Source organism: Chryseobacterium culicis, assembly GCF_002979755.1.
GTDB lineage: Bacteria > Bacteroidota > Bacteroidia > Flavobacteriales > Weeksellaceae > Chryseobacterium > Chryseobacterium culicis_A.
Genome location: NZ_PCPP01000002.1, coordinates 674,363 through 696,540 on the forward strand (window position 1 = coordinate 674,363; position 22,178 = coordinate 696,540).

Consider the following 22,178-nt stretch of genomic DNA (forward strand, 5'->3'; position numbering starts at 1 on the left):
CGTACCGTACATATTGGTTATTTTGAAGAGGTAAATCTAATAAGCTGATGGGAGATACTTTGAAAAACAAAACCACTCCTAAACGAAGTGGCTTTCTATTGAGTTAAAGTCAAATTAAAAAACAGTTGCTGCAAGCTGAATTCTTGCATACTTATTGGATGGATTCCACATAGCCATCATCGATACAGGAAGGCTGTAATGATCAGTGATCTTCACCACTTTTCCCGCCTTTAGACCTACATTTACAATGTCGAAACTGTTTTTACCATTGCCATACAGGAATGTTTTGTCGTTGAGAGCAAATCCTGCTCCTACAAATGCATCCAGATTTACTTTCTGCCCTTTAATAACAGGATAACTTGCCTGAATGTAGGTAGAATATCTGTTTTTCTTATAGCTTCCGTCGGCTTCAAGGATAACTTCTCCTGCATTAGCTCCTCCATAGAGCATAATATCAGCTTCAATATTAATCGGGAATGAAGGTCCGAAAGTGTAGTTTGTTCTTAAATCAATGATATGAGCGGTTCTTCTCTGCGAATAACTGAAGATATCATCAGCGGCCACTGCGGTATTGATATTCCTGGAATTATAAAGATCCCATAATCCAATATAAAAACGTCCGTCAGAATATTGAACATAATAATTGATCTCTTTATAATGGGTATTGTCTTTATCATCCGCTAATGCAGAAGCTCCCCAGATTCCTACTTTCCATTTCTTTTCTGCGTCTAAGGCATAAGACAGATTACCCATTACCACCGGTTTATCGGTAATAATAAGGCCTCTCCATAGGTGATTGTTCTGAATGTTGGCTGTAAAGTCAAGCCTCCCTTCTTTAGTTTCCTTGGTTTCGCCATTTTCCTGTGAAAATAACCTTCCTGTGCCTATCGCAAGAAGGAAGATTCCTTGTAAGACTTTTCTCATCATCTGTTACTATTTTAGAAATCCATATAAAACAGCTGCGATAATAGCTCCTGTAATAGGACCTACTACAGGAATCCATGCGTATCCCCAATCACTGCTCCCTTTTACAGGCAGGATGGCATGCATGATTCTTGGCGCAAGATCTCTTGCCGGATTGATGGCATATCCTGTAGTGCCTCCCAGAGATAAACCAATTACCCAAACCAGAAACGTAACCGGAATAGCACCCACAGTACCTAACCCTACTTTGGCGGTGGGGTCTGCCTGTAAAGAGATACTCGGATCAGAAAAATGAAAAATAACAAATACCAGCACGAATGTTCCGATGATCTCACTGATCAGATTAGAAGAGGGTTTTCTGATGGCAGGGCTTGTACTGAAACAAGCCAGTTTCGCGCCTTCATCTTCTGTAATAGCAAAATGATCTTTATTAAACAGCCATACCAGAAAAGCTCCCAACATTCCTCCAATCATTTGGGCTGCGATATAAGAAGGAACCAGATCCCATGAAAATTTCCCTGCAGCTGCAAGACCAATCGTTACAGCCGGATTCAGATGGGCCCCACTTATTGGCCCTGCAACGGTTACTCCCACAAATACGGCTAATGCCCATGCGGTAGTAATCACAATCCATCCGGAATTATTTCCTTTCGTATCTTTTAAGACAACATTGGCTACAACACCGTTGCCTAACAATATAAGAAGCATCGTACCGATAACTTCTGCAATAAATGGGGTCATATAAGTTTTTTTTGATATGTGAGTTAATCTTCTATCCAGCTTTGAGCGCTTTTTACCGCTTTCTTCCAGAAGTGGGTCATTTTATCCACTTGTTCTCTGTCTAATTGAGGGTGGAAGTCTTTGTCTACAATCCACTGTTCCTGGATTTCGTCTATACTTTTCCAGTATCCTACTGCAAGTCCGGCAAGATAAGCTGCTCCAAGTGCAGTGGTTTCCAATGTTTTTGGCCTTGTGATTTTAAATCCGAAAAGGTCAGACTGTATCTGCATCAAAAGATCACTTGCCGAAGCTCCGCCATCTACTCTCAGTTCCAGACTTTCTCTTCCTGAATCTGCTTCCATTGCTTTTACAATATCATAAACCTGAAATGCAATTCCTTCCAGTGTGGCTCTTGCTATGTGGGCATCGGTTGTTCCGCGGGTGATCCCTACAATGGTTCCACGGGCATACTGATCCCAGTAAGGAGCACCAAGTCCTGTAAGTGCCGGAACGAAATAAACGCCACCGTTGTCTTTTACAGAGGCTGCAAGTCTGTTTACTTCATCAGAGGAATGAATCAGTTTAAGTCCATCTCTTAGCCATTGAATGGCAGCTCCTCCTACAAATACACTTCCTTCCAGTGCATAGTTGACTTCTCCATTGATTTTCCAGGCTACTGTTGTAAGAAGATTGTTTTTAGAAGAAACAGCTTCTGTTCCTGTGTTCATTAATAAGAAGCATCCTGTTCCATAGGTGTTTTTTACCATTCCCGGAGTGGTGCACATCTGTCCGAATAAGGCAGCCTGCTGGTCTCCGGCAATTCCGGCAATAGGAATTTTGGTAGAGAATAGAGTAGTAGCAGTTTCTCCATATATTTCACTGCTCTGTTTTACTTCAGGAAGAATGTTTCTAGGAATGTCGAATAATTTTAATAAATCATTATCCCATTCTAGTGTATGAATGTTTAAAAGCATTGTTCTGCTGGCATTGGAAACATCCGTAATGAACATTTTTCCACGGGTAAGCTTCCATACAAGCCATGTGTCAACGGTTCCGAAACATAATTTGCCTTCTTCAGCTTTTTGTCTTGCTCCTTCTACATGATCAAGAATCCATTTTAATTTGGTTGCTGAAAAGTACGCATCCAGAACAAGTCCTGTTTTTTCTTTGATCGTTTCTGCATGTCCCTGTTCTTTCAGCTCATCGCAATATTTTGAAGTTCTGCGGTCCTGCCATACAATTGCATTGTAGATGGGCTCGCCGGTTTCCTTATCCCAAACGATTGTCGTTTCACGTTGATTGGTAATTCCGATAGCTGCAACTTCAAGTCCGGAGATTCCTGCTTTCGCAATAATTTCCGCTGCTACGGAGATCTGTGAAGACCAAATTTCATTGGGATCGTGTTCTACCCAACCCGGAGTAGGAAATATTTGTCTGAAATCCTTTTGAGATACATATTCTATTTCTCCACTATGGTTGAAGAGAATCGCTCTGGAGGAAGTTGTTCCCTGATCAAGAGCGAGAATTAGTTTTTCATTCATGTATATAATGCTAATTTAGGTTGATAACTTTAGGTGAATAAGGAGTTAATAAATACCCTCTTGCTAATTCAATGAATTCATTTTCCTGCTGCTGCGCCCATTCTTCAGAATATCCTTTTTCTTCAGCAATGATTCTCGCTATATTATGAGCACTGTCTATTGCTGCTCTTGCATCCAGGAACAGTAAACGGACTCTTCTTGCCAGAATATCTTCAATTGTTTCTGCCATTTCAGCTCTTACGGCCCATACCACTTCTGCTACAGTAAAAGGATGATCAGGGTGGATCTTTTGAGCATAACGCGAATTGCTTTCCTGCAATGCTTTGATAGCCGGAATATCAGATCCGTAAACATAGAGATGATTCGTTCGGTCTACCTGTTCTGGTTTTACATTTCCATGGATAGAAAGATGCTCAGTTTTAGATGGGCTGTTTCCCAACCTGTGAACTTTCATCGCTTCGTCTACAGTATCTTCTGCCATTTTACGGTAGGTTGTCCACTTTCCTCCTATAATAGATACTAATCCGGTTTCTGAAGTAATCACTTTATGGCTTCGGGAAACTTCTTTTGTGCTTTTGCTTCCGTCTTTAGGAGCAGCAAGCGGACGAAGACCTGCGAAAACTGATTTTACATCTTCACGTGTTGGTTTTTTTGCCAGATATTGTCTTGCGGTATTTAAAACAAAGTTGATTTCTTCTTCCAGGGCACGCGGTTCAAAACTTTCATCTTTTAAAAGGGTATCTGTAGTTCCTACCAAAGCTCTGTCATGCCATGGAACAACAAATAAAACCCTGCCATCTGATGTTTTCGGAATCATGATGGCATCATCACTTTTCAGGAAGGATTTATCCAGTACAAGGTGAATTCCCTGGCTTGGTACTACCAGTTTACCATGTTTAGGATTATTCATATTAAGAATATCATTGGTAAATACCCCTGTAGCATTGATGACTACTTTACCATGAATCTGATATTGCTGTTTGGAAAACTGATCTTCTGCAACCACACCGATGACCTTATCCGAAGCATCTTTCAGAAGGTTAACTACTTTTACATAATTAACGGCGCTTCCGCCTTTTTCAATAATAGTCTGGGTAAGATTGATTGCAAGTCGGGCATCATCAAATTGTCCATCCTGATAAACAACACCACTCATCAAATGGTTTTGTTCAATGGTAGGAAGCTTTTCAACAGTTTTTGATTTGCTGATGTATTTGGTTTTACCTAAACTCAGTTTTCCGGCAAGAAAATCATAAATTGATAATCCTATCTTATAATAGATTCCTCCCCACCATGTATAGTTGGGAATAATAAAAGACTGATTTTTTACAATATGTGCTGCATTTTTTGCCAAGAGTCCTCTTTCTTTCAATGCTTCTTTTACCAATCCGACATCTCCCTGGGCAAGATATCTAACTCCACCGTGTACCAATTTGGTACTTCTGCTGGATGTTGCTTTTGCAAAGTCATGAGATTCAAGCAATAATGTTTTGAATCCTCTGCTTACAGCATCTAATGCTGAACCTAAACCACTGGCTCCTCCTCCTATGACAATAAAGTCCCATTCTTTTACATGGGTTAACTTACTAAGTTCTTCGTTTCGTTTCATAAATGTTTCGTTTATGTTTCGTTTCCAAATATATAAATTAAAAATGAAAGCAAAAAGAAAATAAACGAAATTTTAAGATGTCGAAAAAAAACGGTATTTTTGATGAAACGAATAAAATGGAAAAGCTATTACCAAGGCAGGATGAAATACTTAAAGAGCTGGACGAGAAAGGGCATGTACTTGTGCAGGATCTGTGTGAAAGGCTCAATGTATCTTCAGTTACGATCCGAAAGGATTTGAACTATCTCGAAAGTCTGGGGCTTCTTTTCAGAAATCATGGAGGAGCAAGTAAGCAGGTAAGATATGCTTATGAAAAAAATGTTGGGGAAAAAGAAAATATCAATGTGGAGGCCAAGCAGGTTATTGCAAAAGCTGCACTGTCATTGATTCAGGAAAACGACTGTATTATTCTGGCATCCGGAACAACAATGCATTATCTTGCCAGAATGCTGATGAACTTTGGACCGCTTACTGTACTGACATCTTCTTTACGGGTAGCCATTGAGCTTTGTAATAATCCTAATATTAATATTATACAATTAGGAGGAGAAGTGCGAAAGAGCTCTACTTCTATAGTAGGATCTATTTCCGAAGGAATCCTCAAGCAGTTTTCATGTAATAAACTTTTTATGGGAGTGGACGGGATTGATCCTGAATTTGGAATCAGTACTTCCAATGCTGCAGAAGCTCATTTGAATCAGATTATGATGGAATGTGCGGATCAGACGGTTATTGTCGCAGATTCCTCAAAATTGAATAAAAAAGGATTTGGAAAGATTGCGGATTTAGATCAGGTGGATTATCTGATTACAGATACAGGTATTTGTGCTGAAGACAGGGCTAAGCTGGAAGAAGTAGGAGTGAAAGTGATTGCCCGGTAAGGTCTTCATCTTAATTTCTTTTTAAAAATCAAAATAAATCTTGGAGAAATTTGTTCTGAATTTTTTTAAAATCATCTAATTGATTAAAAATCAAAATATTTTAGTCAAAATATTTGTCAGTTACAAAATTATTCATACATTTGCACACTCATTTTAGGGGCGTAGTATGCCTATATCAAAAGTAGAAATTACTTCAGACTTCCGAAAAATGGGGATAAATAAAGGATAAATTTTATTATAATATAAACAATGTCAGGTATTATTGGTAAAAAAATCGGTATGACATCTTTGTTTAACGAAGAAGGAAAAAACATTCCTTGTACAGTTATTCAAGCAGGTCCATGCTCGGTTTTACAGGTCAGAACCTTAGAAAACGACGGTTATACAGCTGTGCAGTTAGGTTTCGATGACAAGAGTGAGAAGAACGTTGGTAAAGCGTTAGCTGGCCATTTTAAAAAGGCTGGTTCTGCTCCTAAAGCTAAATTAGTAGAATTCCACAATGGATTTGCTGATGTGAAAGTAGGAGAAGAAGTAAAAGTTGATTTATTCATCGAAGGTGAGTATGTTGACGTAACAGGAACTTCAAAAGGTAAAGGCTTCCAGGGTGTTGTTAAAAGACACGGATTTGGAGGTGTAATGCAGGCAACTCATGGTCAGCACAACAGACTTAGAGCTCCAGGTTCTATCGGTGCTGGTTCAGACCCTTCAAGAGTATTCAAAGGGATGAGAATGGCTGGAAGAATGGGAGGTGAGCAGGTAACTGTTCAAAACCTTCAAGTGTTAAAAGTTGATCAAGAACAAAATCTTTTAGTAGTAAAAGGTGCTGTTCCGGGAGCTAAAAATTCTTATGTAATTATCAGAAAATGGAACTAGTAGTATTAAATACATCAGGAAAAGAGACCGGAAGAAAAGTAACTCTAGACGAAACAGTATTCGGAATTGAGCCAAATCAGCACGCGGTTTACTTAGAAGTTAAACAGTACCTTGCTGCACAAAGACAAGGAACTCATAAAGCAAAAGAAAGAAGCGAAATTACTGCTTCTACTAAAAAGCTTAAGAAGCAAAAAGGATCAGGATCTGCTAGATATGGTGATATCAAATCTCCAACTTTCAGAGGTGGAGGTAGAGTATTCGGACCAAAACCAAGAGACTACAGATTCAAATTGAACAAAGCTCTTAAGAGATTGGCTAAGAAATCTGTTTTATCTCAGAAAATGAGAGACAACAGCATTAAAGTTTTAGAAGATGTGAGCTTTGATGCTCCTAAGACTAAAGATTTCATCAATGTATTAAATGCATTGGAACTTAACGGTAAAAAATCTTTATTCGTTCTTCCTGAAGCTAACAAGAATGTGTATTTATCTTCAAGAAACTTACCTAAAACTAAAGTAATGAACTTCAACGAAATCAGTTCTTACGATTTAGTAAATGCTGGTGAGATCATTTTCTTCGAAGGTGCAGTTGAAAAATTCCAGGAAAATTTAAAGAAATAAGTCATGTCAGTTATTATTAAACCAGTTATTTCAGAAAAGGCTAACTACCTTACAGATTTAAGAGGTACTTATTCTTTCTTAGTTAACCCTAAGTCGAATAAGATCCAGATTAAAAAGGCTGTTGAAGCAGCTTACGGTGTAAAAGTAGCAGACGTTAACACAATGATTTATGCTCCGAAGGTTTCTTCAAAATACACTAAAAAAGGTCTTCAAGTAGGAAAGACAAACAAATTGAAAAAAGCGGTAATCAAACTTGCTGAAGGTGAGGTTATCGATATTTTTGCTGTAAATTAATTATTAATTATATATAATAGTAATGTCTGTTAGAAAATTAAAACCTATCACCCCGGGACAGAGATTCAGAATTGTTAACAATTTTGAAGAAATTACTACCAACAAACCAGAGAAATCTCTAACAGTTGGTATTAGTAAGTCAGGTGGACGTAACCAAACTGGTAAAATGACCATGCGTTACACCGGAGGTGGACACAAAAAGAAATACAGAATTATTGACTTCAAAAGAAACAAAGCAAACGTTGAAGCAACTGTAAAAACTGTAGAGTATGATCCAAACAGAACTGCATTTATCGCTTTACTAGAGTATGCTGATGGAGAGAAGAGATATATCATCGCTCCAAACGGTATCAAAGTTGATCAGAAAGTAATTTCTGGTGAAAGCGTAGAACCAAATGTAGGGAACGCAATGAAGTTGAAAAACATTCCATTAGGTACTGTGATTTCTTGTGTTGAAATGAAGCCTGGCCAAGGTGCTATTTTAGCAAGAAGTGCTGGTTCTTCAGCTCAATTGACTTCAAGAGACGGAAAATATGCAATCATCAAGTTACCTTCAGGAGAATCTAGAATGATCCTTACTGAATGTATGGCAATGATTGGATCTGTTTCTAACTCTGACCACCAGTTAACTGTATCAGGTAAGGCTGGTAGAAGCAGATGGTTAGGTAGAAGACCAAGAACAAGAGCGGTTGTAATGAACCCAGTAGATCACCCAATGGGAGGTGGTGAAGGGCGTTCTTCAGGAGGTCACCCAAGATCTAGAAATGGTATGCCTGCTAAAGGTTACAAAACCAGAAAGAAAAATAAAGCGTCTAACCGTCATATCATATCTAAACGTAAATAATTATGGCAAGATCACTTAAAAAAGGACCATTCATTCATCATACTTTAGATAAGAAGGTTCAGACAAACATAGAGTCTGGTAAGAAGACAGTTATTAAAACTTGGTCTAGAGCATCGATGATCTCTCCGGACTTCGTAGGACAAACTATTGCTGTACACAACGGGAAATCTTTTATCCCTGTTTATGTTACAGAAAACATGGTTGGTCACAAGTTAGGCGAATTTTCTCCAACAAGATCTTTCAGAGGTCATGGTGGTAACAAAAACAAAGGAAGCAGATAATCATGGGATCAAGAAAACAAGATAGTTCAATCGCAAGAAAAGAAGCTAACAAAGACGTTGTAAAAGCTTCATTAAATAATTGCCCGTCTTCTCCAAGAAAAATGAGATTAGTTGCTGATATCATTAGAGGAGAGCAGGTAGATAAAGCTCTTTATATCCTAAAATATTCTAAGAAGGATGCTTCTAACAAGTTAGAAAAATTACTTCTTTCTGCTATGGCAAACTGGCAGACTAAAAACGAAGGTGCGGATATTGAAGAAGCTAACCTTATCGTTAAAGAAATCTTCGTGGATAGCGCAAGACAATTGAAGAGACTAAGACCAGCTCCACAAGGTAGAGGGTATAGAATCAGAAAAAGATCTAACCACGTTACATTAATCTTAGGTAATAAAGAAAATTAATCAAGGTATGGGACAGAAGACAAATCCAATTGGTAATAGATTAGGTATCATCAGAGGATGGGATTCTAACTGGTTTGGTGGAAACGATTATGGAGACAGAATCGCTGAAGACTACAAAATCAGAAGATACCTTGAGGCTAGATTATCTAAAGGTGGTATTTCAAAAATCTATATTGAAAGAACACTTAAATTAGTAACAGTTACAATCACTACTGCTAGACCGGGACTTATCATCGGTAAAGGAGGTCAGGAAGTTGATAAATTGAAAGAAGAATTGAAGAAACTTACAGGTAAGGATATTCAAATCAATATTTTCGAAATCAAAAGACCTGAATTAGATGCTGTACTAGTTGCTGATAGTATTTCTAAGCAAATTGAAAACAGAATTTCTTACAGAAGAGCTGTTAAAATGGCAATGGCAAGTACTATGAGAATGGGTGCTGAAGGTATCAAAGTTCAAATCTCTGGTAGATTGAACGGAGCTGAAATGGCAAGATCAGAATCTTTCAAAGAAGGAAGAATTCCATTGTCAACTTTCAGAGCTGATATCGATTACCACTGGGCAGAAGCTCACACTACTTACGGTAGATTAGGGGTAAAAGTTTGGATCATGAAAGGTGAAGTTTACGGTAAAAGAGAACTTTCTCCACTAGTGGGACAACAGAAAAAAGGAGGTCAGTCAGACAGAGGAAACAGAGGAGGAGACAGAGACAACAGAAGACCTAGAAAAAACAACAACAATAACAATAATAATTAAAATTTTAGATTAGAAATTTTGAATTTTAAATTACCGTTACTTTTTTAAAATTAAAAAAAATCTAAAATCTAAAATCTAAAATCTAAAATTTAGAAATTATGTTACAACCAAAAAGAACCAAATTCCGTAGAGTTCACAAGATGAAGATGAAGGGGAATGCCCAAAGAGGTAGTCAACTTGCTTACGGAACTTTTGGGATCAAAGCAACGGAAGGAGCTTGGATCACTGCGAGACAAATTGAAGCAGCTCGTATCGCTGCAACAAGATACATGAAGAGAGAAGGTCAACTATGGATCAAAATCTTCCCAGATAAGCCAATTACTAAAAAACCAGCGGAAGTACGTATGGGTAAAGGTAAGGGTGCTGTTGAATATTGGGTAGCTGTAGTAAAACCAGGTAAAATTATGTTCGAAATCGGAGGGGTACCTTACGATATCGCTAAGGAAGCTTTAAGACTTGCTGCACAAAAATTACCAGTAGTTACTAAATTCATCGTTGCTAACGATTTTGTTAAACCTCTATAATCTTTGAATACAATGAAAAATGCTGATATTAAAAATTTAAGCGCGGGTGATATTCAAGCTCAATTAACTGAAGCAAAAGCTCAATATTCTAAATTGAAATTGGCTCATGCAATCAGCCCAATTGAAAACCCGATTCAAATCAGAGATTTGAGAAAGACAATCGCAAGACTAAACACTGAGTTAACTAACAAACAATAATTTCATTTTACAATGGATAGAAATTTAAGAAAAGAAAGAATCGGAGTGGTTTCCAGCAATAAAATGGAAAAAACTATTGTTGTTAGTGAAACTACAAGAGTAAAGCACCCGATGTACGGTAAATTCGTTTTGAAAACGAAAAAATATACTGCACACGACGAGAACAACGAATGCACAGAAGGTGATACAGTTCTTATCCAAGAAACTAGACCTTTGAGCAAGAGCAAGAGATGGAGATTAGTAAGAATCATTGAAAAAGCTAAGTAATAATGTTACAAACAGAATCAAGATTAAAAGTTGCTGATAACACAGGTGCTAAAGAAGTACTAGTTATTAGAGTTCTGGGAGGAACCAGAAGAAGATATGCTTCAGTTGGTGATAAAATCGTTGTTACTATCAAGGATTCTACACCATCAGGAAACGCTAAAAAAGGTCAGGTATCTAAAGCTGTAGTAGTAAGAACTAAAAAAGCAGTAAGAAGAAAAGATGGTTCATACATCAAATTCGACGACAATGCTTGTGTATTACTAAACGCAGCGGGAGAAATGAGAGGAACGCGTGTTTTCGGACCAGTTGCTCGTGAGTTGAGAGACAAAGAATATATGAAAATCATTTCATTAGCTCCTGAAGTACTTTAATTTTTAAAATTTTTTAAAGAAATGTCAAAGTTAAAAATAAAAAGAGGAGATAACGTAATCATTACTACTGGTAAGAAAGATATCAAAGGTAAGACTGGTGAAGTTATTGAAGTGATCAAGAAAGAAGGAAAAGACCCTAGAGTAATCGTTGCAGGACTTAACATCGTTAAAAAACACGTTAAGCCTTCAGCTTCAAATCCTCAAGGAGGAATTACTGAAAAGGAAGCTTCTATTCATATCTCAAACGTAGCTTTAGTTGGTAAAGACGGAAAAGCTATCAAAATCGGTTACAAAATCGAAGGAGATAAGAAAGTGAGAGTTAACAAAGCAACGGGTGAAACTTTATAATTTGAATTAACATGGAATTTATAGCAAGACCCAAAAAAATATACAAAGAGCAAATTGTTCCTGCAATGATGGAAGAATTTGGGTACAAGTCAATCATGCAAGTACCTAGATTAGAGAAAATCGTTGTATCACAAGGTTTAGGAGATGCTACTGCAGATAAGAAAATTATTGATTATGCTGTAGAAGAATTGACAAACATTACAGGTCAGAAAGCAGTAGGAACTATCTCTAAGAAAGATGAGGCTGCATTCAAACTTAGAAAAGGTATGCCTGTAGGTGCAAAAGTAACGTTGAGAGCTCACAGAATGTATGAGTTCTTAGACAGACTTACTGCTTCTGCTTTACCTCGTATCAGAGATTTCTCTGGAATCAAAGCTGACGGTTTTGATGGTAGAGGTAACTACAACTTAGGTATTACTGAGCAGATTATCTTCCCTGAAATCGTGATTGACAAAGTGAAAAAAATCCAAGGGATGGACATCACTTTCGTTACGACTGCGAAAACAGATAAAGAAGCTAAAGCATTACTAACTCACTTCGGTTTACCATTTAAAAAGAACTAAGAAATGGCTAAAGAATCAATGAAAGCGCGTGAGCGCAAAAGAGAAGCACTAGTTGCTAAATACGCTGCTAAAAGACAAGCTCTTAAAGAAGCTGGTGATTACGAAGGACTTCAAAAATTACCTAAAAATGCTTCTCCTGTAAGATTACACAACAGATGTAAACTAACAGGTAGACCAAGAGGATACATGAGAACGTTTGGTATTTCCAGAGTAACTTTCAGAGAAATGGCAAACAACGGTCTTATCCCAGGTGTAAGAAAAGCTAGTTGGTAATAATTACTAATTAAAAATCGGGACAATTAAGTTGTCAAGATACTAAAGAATAAATATCAGACCGAAGTTTTCTGAAGTCTGATATTTTTCTCTTCAAGTCTTTTCAATACTGATTGTTCTTTAACCAATAATTTATAAAAGAAAAATGGTAACAGATCCAATTTCAGATTTCCTAACAAGAGTAAGGAACGCACAAAGCGCAGGCCACAAAGTGGTGGAAATTCCTGCATCGAAAATCAAAAAGGAGATTACTAAGATCCTATTTGATCAAGGGTATATCTTAAACTTCAAGTTTGAAGATAACGCTGTTCAAGGAGTGATCAAAATCGCTTTAAAGTACGATAAGCAAACTAACAAACCTGCTATTAAGTCTATTCAAAGAGCTTCTAGACCAGGTTTGAGACAGTACAAAGGTTCTACTGAACTTCCAAGAGTACTAAACGGTTTGGGTATTTCTATCATCTCTACTTCTAAAGGAGTAATGACTGACAAGAAAGCTAGAGAAGAGAAAGTAGGCGGTGAAGTAATCTGCTATGTTTATTAATTTTTAATCAGAGGAAAATGTCAAGAATTGGTAAAGCAATTATAACAATTCCAGCAGGAGTTACAATCACTGAAAACAACGGTGTAGTAACTGTAAAAGGAGCTAAAGGAGAACTTTCTCAAGAGCTTACAGCAGGAATTACTGTAGAACAAAAAGATGGCGAACTGAATGTAAACAGACCATCTGATACTAAACAACACAAAGCGCTTCACGGTTTATACAGAGCGTTAATCAACAACATGATTGTTGGTGTAAATACAGGTTTCGAAAAGAAACTAGAACTAGTAGGGGTAGGATATAGAGCTTCACACGCAGGTCAAAAACTTGAGTTAGCTTTAGGATTCTCTCACGGTATCGTATTAGAACTTCCTAGCGAAGTAAAAGTTGATACATTGACTGAAAAAGGTAAAAACCCAATTATTACTTTAACGTCTCACGACAACCAACTTCTAGGAATGGTAGCTGCAAAGATCCGTTCTTTCAGAAAGCCTGAGCCATACAAAGGAAAAGGTGTAAGATTCGTAGGAGAAATTGTTAGACGTAAAGCTGGTAAATCTGCTTAATAAATTATAAGTATTATGGCATTAAGTAAATTAGAAAAAAGAATAAGAATCAAAAGAAGAGTAAGAGGGAAAATCTCTGGATCTTCTGAATTGCCAAGATTATCTGTATACAAAAGTAATAAGGAAATTTACGCTCAGTTAATCGACGATAAAAATGGTAAAACTTTAGCATCAGCTTCTTCAAGAGAGAAAGGTGTAGACGCTAAAGGTACTAAGACTGAAGTTTCTGCTGCTGTTGGTAAAGCTATCGCTGCTAAAGCTATCGCTGCAGGAATCGAAAGTATTGTATTTGACAGAAACGGTTTCGTATATCACGGTAGAGTAAAAGCTCTAGCTGATGGTGCGAGAGAAGGAGGACTTAAATTCTAATCATTAAATTTCGGAAAATATGTTAGGACTAGATAATATAGAAAGAGTAAAACCGGGAGGATTAGAATTAAAAGATCGTCTCGTAGCTGTTAACAGAGTAACAAAAGTAACTAAAGGGGGTAGAGCTTTCGGATTTTCTGCTATTGTTGTAGTAGGAAATGAAGAAGGTATTATCGGTTTCGGTTTAGGAAAATCTAAAGAGGTTGCTTCTGCAATTGCTAAAGCAGTTGAAGACGCTAAGAAAAACCTTGTGAAAGTTCCTGTAATGAACCATACTATTCCTCACCAAACTACTGCTAGATACGGTGGTGCAGATATCTTCTTAAGACCTGCTTCTCACGGTACAGGACTTATCGCCGGTGGTGCGGTAAGAGCGGTATTGGAATCAGCTGGTATTCACGATATCCTTTCAAAATCTAAAGGATCTTCTAACCCTCACAACGTGGTGAAAGCTACTTTCAAAGCGTTATTGGATATCAGAAGACCTGAAGAGATCGCTAGAATGAGAGGAGTTTCTCTAAGTAAAGTGTTTAACGGTTAATAATAAAAACAATGGCAACAATTAAAGTAAAGCAAGTAAGAAGCGCTATTGGTAGAACAAAAACCCAAAAGAGAACGCTTGAAGCATTAGGATTAAAAAAACTTCACCAAGTTGTAGAGCACGAAGCTACTCCTTCTATCTTAGGAATGATAGCTGCTGTAGGTCACTTACTAGAAGTTCAAAAATAATTTTATAAAAGAGAAATTAAAATGAATTTAAATAACATACAACCTGCTGCAGGATCTACTTTCAACTCAAAAAGAATTGGTAGAGGTCAAGGTACAGGAAAAGGAGGTACTTCAACAAAAGGACACAAAGGTCAGAAAGCTAGAGCTGGTTATTCTCAGAAGATCGGTTTCGAAGGTGGACAGATGCCTTTACAAAGAAGATTACCTAAATTCGGATTCAAAAACGTAAACAGAAAAGAGTTTAGAGGTGTTAACCTTGATACTATCCAAACTTTAATCGAGAACAAATCCATCACTGGAGAGATCACGAAAGAAGTTTTAGTAGCAAACGGGATCGTTTCTAAAAACGAATTAGTGAAAATTATGGGTAGAGGAGAATTGAAATCTGCGATTTCAATCTCTGCTGATAAATTCACGAAATCTGCTGAAGAGCTTATTGCTAAGGCAGGTGGAAAAGCAATTACCTTATAATACTTACTAATGAAAGAATTTATACAAACACTTAAAAATATTTGGAGTCTTAAAGAATTGAGAGATAAAATTCTCTTCACTTTAGGTATTATCCTTGTGTATAGATTCGCATCTTATATCTCACTTCCAGCAATTAACCTTGCAGAAGTGGGAGATCTCTTAGAGCATTATAAAAATCAAGGCGGTAACAAGCAAGGAGCAGGTCTCCTTGGCTTGCTTTCGTCGTTTACGGGGGGAGCTTTCAGCCACGCTTCCGTAATGGCGTTAGGGATCATGCCTTATATTTCTGCTTCTATTATTGTTCAGTTGATGGGGATGGCTATTCCTTATCTTCAGAAGCTTCAGAAAGATGGAGAGTCAGGTAGAAATACATTGAACCAAATTACAAGATGGTTAACGATTGGAGTTTGTCTGGTACAGGCACCTTCTTACTTAACTTCTATTACTCAATTATTCTTACCATATGCTCAGTTCCAGTCTGCATACTATGTAGAGCCAAATTCAATCATGTTCTGGTTACCAAGTATCGTTATTTTGGTTGCCGGTTCAGTATTTGCAATGTGGCTAGGTGAAAAGATTACCGATAAAGGTATCGGAAATGGTATTTCTATCCTTATTATGGTGGGAATCCTTTCAAGATTACCTGAGGCATTCGTACAGGAGATGGCCGTGCAGAACGGTAAAGGAGGAATGGGATCTATCATGATCCTTATTGAAGTATTATTCTGGATGGTGGTAGTTCTTCTCGCAGTAATCTTATCAGTAGCTGTTAGAAAAATTCCAATTCAGTATGTAAGCAGAGCTCAAGCAAGAGGAGGTGTAAACAAAAATCTTATGCAGGGCGCGAGACAATGGATTCCATTGAAAGTAAATGCTGCTGGTGTAATGCCGATTATCTTTGCTCAGGCATTGATGTTCGTACCAGGATTATTAACAAAATTCGATGAGTCTAACACTTTTCTTGCAGGTTTCAAGAATGTTTTTAGCTGGCAGTACAATGTATTGTTTGCGCTATTAATTATTATCTTCTCATTTTTCTATACTGCAATTACAATTCCGGTAAACCAGATGGCTGATGATTTGAAGAGAAATGGAGGTTTAGTACCGAAAGTAAGACCCGGTAAAGAGACAGCAGATTACTTAGATGATATTTTATCAAAAATTACCTTGCCAGGTGCAATTTTTTTATCTATCTTTGCAGTCCTTCCGGCAATTGTGCATGGAAGCTTTGTTCAGACAGATGCGTTTGCCCTATTTTTCGGGGGAACGTCCCTATTAATTATGGTAGGTGTAATTTTAGATACAGTTCAACAGATTAATACTTATCTGCTGAATCATCATTATGATGGTTTAATGCAGTCTAAACTGTCTAGAACGACTGGATATTAATTTATGGCAAAACAAAAACATATTGAACAAGACGGCGTTATAACGGAAGCACTTTCGAACGCTCAGTTCCGTGTAGAACTTGAAAATGGGCATATTCTTATTGCTCATATTTCTGGTAAAATGCGAATGCACTATATTAAACTTTTACCTGGTGATAAGGTAAAACTAGAAATGTCTCCCTATGATTTAACGAAAGGGAGGATCACATTTAGATATTAAAAACATTTAGCCAAATGGAATTCTCATTCCATTTGGCATTTGTAAAAAATAAATACTATCAAAATGAAAGTAAGAGCATCAATTAAAAAAAGAAGCGCTGATTGCAAAATCGTACGCAGAAAAGGTGTACTGTTCGTAATCAACAAGAAGAACCCAAAATTTAAACAAAGACAAGGTTAATTAAATTATGGCGAGAATTGCAGGTATTGATTTACCAAAAAACAAAAGAGGAGTTATCGGTTTAACTTACATCTACGGAGTTGGAAGAAGTACTTCTTCTGAAATCCTTAAAGCTGCCGGTATCAGCGAAGACAAAAAAGTCAACGAATGGAATGACGATGAATTGGCTGCAATCAGAACTTATATCCTAGAAAACGTAAAAGTTGAAGGAGAATTAAGATCTGAAGTGCAATTGAACATCAAGAGATTGATGGACATAGGATGCCAACGAGGAATACGTCACAGACTTGGATTACCTTTAAGAGGCCAGAGAACGAAAAACAACTCTAGAACCCGAAAAGGAAAGAGAAAAACTGTTGCTAACAAGAAAAAAGCTAGTAAATAATCGTTAGGAATTATGGCAAAACAAACTAAAGTAGTTAAGAAAAGAAAAGTAAAAGTTGAAGCTATTGGTGAAGCACATATTCAGGCTTCTTTCAATAACATCATCATTTCTTTAACAAATAAAAACGGAGAGGTTATCTCTTGGGCTTCTGCCGGTAAAATGGGTTTCAGAGGTTCTAAAAAGAATACTCCATTTGCTGCTCAGATGGCAGCTGAAAATTGCTCTGCTGTAGCTCACGAAGCTGGTTTAAGAAGAGTAAAGGTGTTTGTGAAAGGTCCAGGTGCAGGTAGAGAATCTGCAATCAGATCTATCCACAATTCAGGAATTGAAGTTTCAGAAATCGTTGACGTGACTCCTATGCCACACAACGGATGTAGACCACCAAAAAGAAGAAGAGTTTAATTTTTAGAATTTACCCATTATGGCAAGATATATTGGACCTAAAACTAAGATTGCTAGAAAGTTTGGTGCTGCAATCTACGGAGATGATAAAAACTTCGAAAAGAGAAAAAACCAACCGCCAGGACAACACGGTCCTAACAAAAGAAGAGGTGCTAAAAAATCAGAATACGCAGTTCAGTTGGCTGAAAAACAAAAAGCTAAATATACTTACGGTATCTTAGAAAGACAGTTTGCTAACTTATTTGAAAAAGCACACAGAAGCAAAGGAGTAACAGGTGAAGTGCTATTACAACTTTGTGAATCAAGATTGGATAACGTTGTATACAGATTAGGGTTTGCTAAAACTAGATCTGGTGCAAGACAATTAGTTTCTCACAGACACATCACTGTGAACGGAGAAATTCTTAATATCCCTTCTTACTTGGTAAAAGCTGGTGATGTAATCACTGTAAGAGAAAAGTCTAAGTCTCTTGAAGTTGTTACCAATGCATTGGCTTCTAAGTCAAACTATGAGTGGTTACAATTCAACGATGAGAAGAAAGAAGGTACCTTCATTTCTGCTCCAGAAAGAATCCAAATTCCGGAGGACATTAAGGAGAACCTTATCGTCGAACTTTACTCTAAATAATTTTTTAATCAAATTTTTGCTCAACCCAATAATATGGCAATTTTACAATTCATAAAACCCGATAAAGTAATTTTACTTAACTCTGATGAATTTAAAGGTCAATTTGAATTCAGACCTTTAGAACCAGGTTTCGGGCTTACAATCGGTAATGCTTTGAGAAGAGTGTTGCTTTCTTCTCTGGAAGGATACGCTATTTCATCTATCAAAATAGAAGGTGTAGAGCACGAATTTTCAACTATTCCAGGAGTAATCGAAGACGTTACCGAAATTATTCTTAACCTTAAGCAGGTAAGATTAAAAGCTTCAGCAGAAGGCCAGGCTAACGAGCAGGTTGTTGCTAAAGTTTCAGGTCAAACGATCATTACTGCTGGTGATTTAGGAAAATCGATCAACGGATTCGAGGTATTAAACCCGGATTTAATGATTTGTAACCTAAATACTGATGTAACTTTCGAAATTACTTTCAATATTGAAAAAGGTAGAGGATATGTTCCTTCAGAACAAAATAAGTCAAACAATGCTCCTGTAGGAACAATTGCCATTGACTCTATTTTCACGCCGATCAAGAAAGTACAATACAGCATTGAAAATTATCGTGTAGAGCAAAAAACAGACTACGAAAAACTTGTATTAGATATAGAAACTGACGGGTCTATCAGCCCTCAGAATGCTTTAACTGAAGCTTCTAAGATATTAATTTATCACTTCATGTTATTCTCTGATGAGAGAATCACGCTTGAAACAGAAGCTGTAAAAGCATCTATCCAGTACGATGAAGAAACTCTTCACACAAGACAACTTCTTAAGTCTAAATTAGCAGATATGGATCTTTCCGTAAGAGCCCTTAACTGTCTAAAAGCAGCTGAAGTAGAAACTCTTGGAGAATTAGTTTCTTACAGTAAGTCTGATTTGATGAAATTCAGAAATTTTGGTAAAAAATCTTTGACAGAACTAGAAGAATTAGTGCATTCAAAAGGTCTTAACTTCGGTTTCGACGTTGCAAAATATAAGTTAGACGCTGATAAATAATTAATAATGAGACACGGTAAAAAATTCAATCACTTAGGAAGAACAGCTTCTCACAGAAGTGCTTTACTTTCTAATATGGCTTGTTCTCTAATTGAGCATAAAAGAATCAACACTACTGTAGCTAAAGCTAAAGCTTTAAGAGTATATGTTGAGCCTCTATTAACAAAAGCAAAAGAAGATACTACACATAACAGAAGAGTAGTATTCTCTTACCTTCAAAATAAATTTGCGGTTGCTGAATTATTCAGAACTGTAGCTCCTAAAATCGCTGAAAGAAACGGTGGTTATACAAGAATCATTAAGACAGGTTTCAGACCAGGTGATGCTGCTGATATGGCTCTTATCGAATTAGTAGATTTCAACGAGCTTTACAACCCTAATGCTGAAGAGAAAAAAGCTACAAGAAGAAGCAGAAGATCAACTGCTGCACCTAAAAAAGCTGAAGCAGTAGTTGCTGAAGCTCCTGCAGTAGAAGAGAAAGTAGAAGAAGCTAAAGCTGATACTACTGAAGAAAAAACTGAAGAATAATATTCATTCAGATATAAATGAAAAACCATCCGGAATCCGGATGGTTTTTTTTTGTTTTATAATCAAAGAACAAGATCTTATTATATTTTCGTTCTTTTCAACTCAATAATATTATTACCCTGTTCAAGGTGAAGGCTGTCTCCTTTTACGCGTGCAGTCATATCATCTTTCTTGTAAATGGTTTCATCACCCTTTGTTTCTGTTTTTGGCAGGGTGAATGTTTTCTTATTGCTGGTAATAGCTACTGTACTTTCTTTCGGATCGTTTTTGAAAACAACCTTTACCAGAGTACCATCTGTAGCTTTATAAACAAAATCTGTTTTTTCGATTTTTTTACCATTTATATCTACTGTTGATGAACTTTGAGTCACAGAATCTATTTTTCCGTTGCTATCTGTGATTACAGTTTCTGAACTGTCTGTTTTGATAATGCTTTTGTTTCCGCTTTCACTTTTTTTACAGCTCACTACAGCCAATGCAAGTACAGCACCTAATGCTAAAAGACTTTTTTTCATGATTATATTATTTGATATTCAATATGATTTTTATACTTTAATTTTACAAAAATCATGCCTTACAATATGAGAAATTTTAACCGTTATTTATGCATATTTCTTTTATTTTTCTCCTTGAATACTATGTTTTCACAAAAGGGGAATTTTGAAATCAAAGATGGACATTTCTTCTTAAATGGAAAACCTTTCACAATTTATTCCGGAGAGATGCATTATCCAAGAATTCCGTCAGAATACTGGAAGCATCGTATGCAGATGATGAAAGCAATGGGTTTGAATACAGTGACCACTTATGTTTTTTGGAATTATCATGAAGAAGCTCCGGGGAAATGGAATTTTTCAGGCGAGAAAAACTTGCAGAAGTTTATAAAAACAGCCCAGGAAGTAGGTTTATATGTGATCATCCGTCCGGGACCTTATGTTTGTGCAGAGTGGGAATTTGGCGGATATCCATGGTGGCTGCAAAAGAATAAAGACCTTGAAATAAGAAGAGATAATAAATCCTTTTTAGAAGAATGTAATAAATACATCCATCAGTTGGCAAAACAGATCGTACCGCTGCAGATTAATAATGGAGGACCTGTGATTATGGTACAGGCAGAAAATGAATTTGGATCATATGCCGCTCAGAGAAAAGACATTCCTCTTGAAGAGCACAGGAAATACAGCCATAAGATCAAAGAAATGTTATTGAAAAATGGAATTTCAGTACCGTTATTTACTTCAGATGGGAGTTCACTTTTTAAAGGAGGTTCTATTGAAGGTGCTTTACCCACAGCAAATGGAGAGAGCGATATTGATGTTTTAAAGAAAAGTATCAATGAATACAATGGAGGGAAAGGTCCTTACATGGTGGCAGAATATTATCCGGGTTGGCTGGATCATTGGGCAGAACCTTTTGTTAAGGTTTCCACAGAAGAAGTCGTAAAGCAAACAAAGCTGTATATAGAAAATGGTATTTCTTTTAATTATTATATGATTCATGGGGGAACTAACTTTGGGTTTACGAGCGGAGCCAATTACGATAAGGATCATGACATCCAGCCGGATCTTACCAGCTATGATTATAATGCTCCCATCAGTGAAGCAGGATGGGCTACCTCTAAATACAATGCTTTGAGAGAAATTTTTCAAAAAATAAACAAGCATACACTTCCTGACGTTCCAAAGCCCATCAAAGTGATTACGATTCCTGCAATTGAATTTTCAAAAGTAAGCTGTCTTTTTGATCTTACCGATCATCAGAAACCCCTTATAAGTGACAAGCCGCTCACATTTGAAGATCTTAATTTTGGAAACGGATATATGCTCTACAGAAGAAAGTTTGATAAAGATCAGAAAGGAAAACTGGAGATAAAAGGGTTGCGGGATTATGCGAATATCTACATCAATGGAAAATGGAAAGGAGAAATGAACAGGATACATAAAAAGTATGATCTTGATCTTGAGATAAAATCAGGAGACCGACTGGAGATTCTGGTGGAAAATATGGGTAGGGTTAATTACGGAGCAGAGATTGTGCATAATCTAAAAGGAATTATAAGCCCTGTGAAAATGAATGGGATTGAGATGGTTGGAAACTGGGAAATGCTTCCTCTGCCATTTGATACTTTTCCTAAACATCATTTTAAAAGTAAAGATATTGCAGACCATTCACCAGTGATTCAGGAAGCTGAATTTACCCTTGATGAAACGGGAGATACTTTTCTTGATATGAGAAATTTTGGAAAAGGAATTGTTTTCATCAACGGAAAAAATGCAGGAAGATACTGGAGTACTGCAGGGCCCCAACAAACACTTTACATTCCTGGAGTATGGCTGAAAAAGGGTAAAAACCTCATTCAAATCTTTGAACAGATTGAGTTTCATTCTACTATAAGCAGTATTGATCATCCTATTCTTGATCAACTTATGAAATAACAATTTATTTCATAATAT

General features: G+C 36.9%; 35 protein-coding genes. 30 read left to right on the forward strand and 5 right to left on the reverse strand.

Annotation, left to right across the window (positions count from 1 at the left end):
* Positions 1–114: 114 nt before the first annotated feature.
* The 4 genes from CQ022_RS16085 to CQ022_RS16100 are packed head-to-tail and all read right to left on the reverse strand — an operon-like array spanning position 115 to position 4,794.
* Positions 115–927, reverse strand: a complete 813-nt coding sequence (locus CQ022_RS16085) for a hypothetical protein (protein WP_408914964.1) — start codon at positions 925–927, stop codon at positions 115–117.
* Between the two features lie 6 nt (positions 928–933).
* Positions 934–1,683 carry an MIP/aquaporin family protein gene (locus CQ022_RS16090; RefSeq protein ID WP_262497586.1) on the reverse strand — a complete coding sequence of 250 codons (750 nt, stop codon included), beginning with the start codon at positions 1,681–1,683 and terminating at the stop codon, positions 934–936.
* 5 nt (positions 1,684–1,688) lie between these two features.
* Entirely contained in the window at positions 1,689–3,185 is a 1,497-nt protein-coding gene (gene glpK / locus CQ022_RS16095; RefSeq protein ID WP_105683329.1) for a glycerol kinase GlpK, read from the reverse strand.
* Between the two features lie 10 nt (positions 3,186–3,195).
* Positions 3,196–4,794, reverse strand: a complete 1,599-nt coding sequence (locus CQ022_RS16100) for a glycerol-3-phosphate dehydrogenase/oxidase (protein WP_105683330.1) — start codon at positions 4,792–4,794, stop codon at positions 3,196–3,198.
* Positions 4,795–4,910: 116 nt separating this feature from the next.
* Here CQ022_RS16100 and CQ022_RS16105 point away from each other — a divergent pair, with 116 nt between their 5' ends.
* The 29 genes from CQ022_RS16105 (at position 4,911) to rplQ (ending at position 19,725) form a co-directional block, all read left to right on the forward strand.
* Positions 4,911–5,675, forward strand: coding sequence for a DeoR/GlpR family DNA-binding transcription regulator (locus tag CQ022_RS16105; RefSeq protein WP_105683423.1), 765 nt, complete (start codon positions 4,911–4,913; stop codon positions 5,673–5,675).
* 249 nt (positions 5,676–5,924) lie between these two features.
* Entirely contained in the window at positions 5,925–6,548 is a 624-nt protein-coding gene (gene rplC, locus CQ022_RS16110) for a 50S ribosomal protein L3 (RefSeq protein ID WP_105683331.1), read from the forward strand.
* Positions 6,539–7,168: a 50S ribosomal protein L4 gene (gene rplD / locus CQ022_RS16115; protein WP_105683332.1), complete on the forward strand. Its 630-nt coding sequence runs from the start codon at positions 6,539–6,541 to the stop codon at positions 7,166–7,168. The genes rplC and rplD overlap by 10 nt, the downstream gene beginning before the upstream one ends.
* Before the next feature lie 3 nt (positions 7,169–7,171).
* Positions 7,172–7,462, forward strand: a complete 291-nt coding sequence (gene rplW / locus CQ022_RS16120) for a 50S ribosomal protein L23 (protein ID WP_105683333.1) — start codon at positions 7,172–7,174, stop codon at positions 7,460–7,462.
* A gap of 22 nt (positions 7,463–7,484) precedes the next feature.
* Entirely contained in the window at positions 7,485–8,306 is an 822-nt protein-coding gene (gene rplB / locus CQ022_RS16125; RefSeq protein WP_105683334.1) for a 50S ribosomal protein L2, read from the forward strand.
* 2 nt (positions 8,307–8,308) lie between these two features.
* A complete protein-coding gene (gene rpsS / locus CQ022_RS16130) occupies positions 8,309–8,587 on the forward strand; it encodes a 30S ribosomal protein S19 (protein WP_034702850.1) in 279 nt (92 codons plus the stop codon).
* A gap of 2 nt (positions 8,588–8,589) precedes the next feature.
* Positions 8,590–8,988 carry a 50S ribosomal protein L22 gene (gene rplV, locus CQ022_RS16135; RefSeq protein WP_047096818.1) on the forward strand — a complete coding sequence of 133 codons (399 nt, stop codon included), beginning with the start codon at positions 8,590–8,592 and terminating at the stop codon, positions 8,986–8,988.
* 7 nt (positions 8,989–8,995) lie between these two features.
* Positions 8,996–9,745 (forward strand): 30S ribosomal protein S3, encoded by a 750-nt coding sequence (rpsC, locus tag CQ022_RS16140; RefSeq protein WP_034694675.1) that lies wholly within the window; start codon positions 8,996–8,998, stop codon positions 9,743–9,745.
* Between the two features lie 98 nt (positions 9,746–9,843).
* Positions 9,844–10,269, forward strand: a complete 426-nt coding sequence (rplP, locus tag CQ022_RS16145) for a 50S ribosomal protein L16 (protein ID WP_029297776.1) — start codon at positions 9,844–9,846, stop codon at positions 10,267–10,269.
* 12 nt (positions 10,270–10,281) lie between these two features.
* Positions 10,282–10,467 (forward strand): 50S ribosomal protein L29, encoded by a 186-nt coding sequence (gene rpmC / locus CQ022_RS16150; RefSeq protein ID WP_034694678.1) that lies wholly within the window; start codon positions 10,282–10,284, stop codon positions 10,465–10,467.
* 12 nt (positions 10,468–10,479) lie between these two features.
* Positions 10,480–10,734, forward strand: a complete 255-nt coding sequence (rpsQ, locus tag CQ022_RS16155; protein WP_027371715.1) for a 30S ribosomal protein S17 — start codon at positions 10,480–10,482, stop codon at positions 10,732–10,734.
* A 2-nt stretch (positions 10,735–10,736) separates the two neighbouring features.
* The gene (gene rplN / locus CQ022_RS16160; protein WP_002983226.1) at positions 10,737–11,105 is read left to right on the forward strand and encodes a 50S ribosomal protein L14; all 369 of its coding nucleotides are present in this window, start codon (positions 10,737–10,739) and stop codon (positions 11,103–11,105) included.
* 21 nt (positions 11,106–11,126) lie between these two features.
* Positions 11,127–11,453, forward strand: coding sequence for a 50S ribosomal protein L24 (gene rplX / locus CQ022_RS16165; protein ID WP_105683335.1), 327 nt, complete (start codon positions 11,127–11,129; stop codon positions 11,451–11,453).
* Between the two features lie 11 nt (positions 11,454–11,464).
* Entirely contained in the window at positions 11,465–12,016 is a 552-nt protein-coding gene (rplE, locus tag CQ022_RS16170; protein WP_105683336.1) for a 50S ribosomal protein L5, read from the forward strand.
* A gap of 3 nt (positions 12,017–12,019) precedes the next feature.
* Entirely contained in the window at positions 12,020–12,289 is a 270-nt protein-coding gene (rpsN, locus tag CQ022_RS16175) for a 30S ribosomal protein S14 (protein WP_002983233.1), read from the forward strand.
* A gap of 145 nt (positions 12,290–12,434) precedes the next feature.
* A complete protein-coding gene (gene rpsH, locus CQ022_RS16180) occupies positions 12,435–12,833 on the forward strand; it encodes a 30S ribosomal protein S8 (protein ID WP_047376575.1) in 399 nt (132 codons plus the stop codon).
* Positions 12,834–12,850: 17 nt separating this feature from the next.
* The gene (gene rplF / locus CQ022_RS16185) at positions 12,851–13,396 is read left to right on the forward strand and encodes a 50S ribosomal protein L6 (RefSeq protein ID WP_105683337.1); all 546 of its coding nucleotides are present in this window, start codon (positions 12,851–12,853) and stop codon (positions 13,394–13,396) included.
* Positions 13,397–13,411: 15 nt separating this feature from the next.
* A complete protein-coding gene (gene rplR / locus CQ022_RS16190; RefSeq protein WP_034694689.1) occupies positions 13,412–13,765 on the forward strand; it encodes a 50S ribosomal protein L18 in 354 nt (117 codons plus the stop codon).
* A gap of 19 nt (positions 13,766–13,784) precedes the next feature.
* A complete protein-coding gene (gene rpsE / locus CQ022_RS16195) occupies positions 13,785–14,306 on the forward strand; it encodes a 30S ribosomal protein S5 (protein WP_045491132.1) in 522 nt (173 codons plus the stop codon).
* Between the two features lie 11 nt (positions 14,307–14,317).
* Positions 14,318–14,494: a 50S ribosomal protein L30 gene (gene rpmD / locus CQ022_RS16200; protein WP_027371710.1), complete on the forward strand. Its 177-nt coding sequence runs from the start codon at positions 14,318–14,320 to the stop codon at positions 14,492–14,494.
* Positions 14,495–14,515: 21 nt separating this feature from the next.
* Entirely contained in the window at positions 14,516–14,965 is a 450-nt protein-coding gene (gene rplO / locus CQ022_RS16205; RefSeq protein WP_105683338.1) for a 50S ribosomal protein L15, read from the forward strand.
* A 9-nt stretch (positions 14,966–14,974) separates the two neighbouring features.
* On the forward strand, positions 14,975–16,354 hold the full coding sequence (gene secY / locus CQ022_RS16210; protein ID WP_105683339.1) for a preprotein translocase subunit SecY: 1,380 nt from the start codon (positions 14,975–14,977) through the stop codon (positions 16,352–16,354).
* A 3-nt stretch (positions 16,355–16,357) separates the two neighbouring features.
* Positions 16,358–16,573 carry a translation initiation factor IF-1 gene (gene infA / locus CQ022_RS16215; protein WP_034684855.1) on the forward strand — a complete coding sequence of 72 codons (216 nt, stop codon included), beginning with the start codon at positions 16,358–16,360 and terminating at the stop codon, positions 16,571–16,573.
* Between the two features lie 63 nt (positions 16,574–16,636).
* Positions 16,637–16,753, forward strand: a complete 117-nt coding sequence (gene rpmJ, locus CQ022_RS16220) for a 50S ribosomal protein L36 (RefSeq protein ID WP_007839480.1) — start codon at positions 16,637–16,639, stop codon at positions 16,751–16,753.
* 7 nt (positions 16,754–16,760) lie between these two features.
* Complete coding sequence (rpsM, locus tag CQ022_RS16225) at positions 16,761–17,138, forward strand: 30S ribosomal protein S13 (RefSeq protein WP_034694696.1); 378 nt, start codon at positions 16,761–16,763, stop codon at positions 17,136–17,138.
* 12 nt (positions 17,139–17,150) lie between these two features.
* Entirely contained in the window at positions 17,151–17,540 is a 390-nt protein-coding gene (gene rpsK, locus CQ022_RS16230) for a 30S ribosomal protein S11 (protein ID WP_034694697.1), read from the forward strand.
* 19 nt (positions 17,541–17,559) lie between these two features.
* Positions 17,560–18,168, forward strand: coding sequence for a 30S ribosomal protein S4 (rpsD, locus tag CQ022_RS16235; protein ID WP_047096812.1), 609 nt, complete (start codon positions 17,560–17,562; stop codon positions 18,166–18,168).
* 33 nt (positions 18,169–18,201) lie between these two features.
* Positions 18,202–19,197: a DNA-directed RNA polymerase subunit alpha gene (locus CQ022_RS16240; protein ID WP_089734595.1), complete on the forward strand. Its 996-nt coding sequence runs from the start codon at positions 18,202–18,204 to the stop codon at positions 19,195–19,197.
* 6 nt (positions 19,198–19,203) lie between these two features.
* The gene (gene rplQ, locus CQ022_RS16245; protein ID WP_047422412.1) at positions 19,204–19,725 is read left to right on the forward strand and encodes a 50S ribosomal protein L17; all 522 of its coding nucleotides are present in this window, start codon (positions 19,204–19,206) and stop codon (positions 19,723–19,725) included.
* Positions 19,726–19,805: 80 nt separating this feature from the next.
* On the opposite strand, the gene CQ022_RS16250 is transcribed toward rplQ, so the two are convergent.
* Positions 19,806–20,240, reverse strand: a complete 435-nt coding sequence (locus CQ022_RS16250) for a hypothetical protein (protein ID WP_105683340.1) — start codon at positions 20,238–20,240, stop codon at positions 19,806–19,808.
* A 123-nt stretch (positions 20,241–20,363) separates the two neighbouring features.
* Here CQ022_RS16250 and CQ022_RS16255 point away from each other — a divergent pair, with 123 nt between their 5' ends.
* Positions 20,364–22,160: a beta-galactosidase gene (locus CQ022_RS16255; protein ID WP_317046948.1), complete on the forward strand. Its 1,797-nt coding sequence runs from the start codon at positions 20,364–20,366 to the stop codon at positions 22,158–22,160.
* Positions 22,161–22,178: the final 18 nt, after the last annotated feature.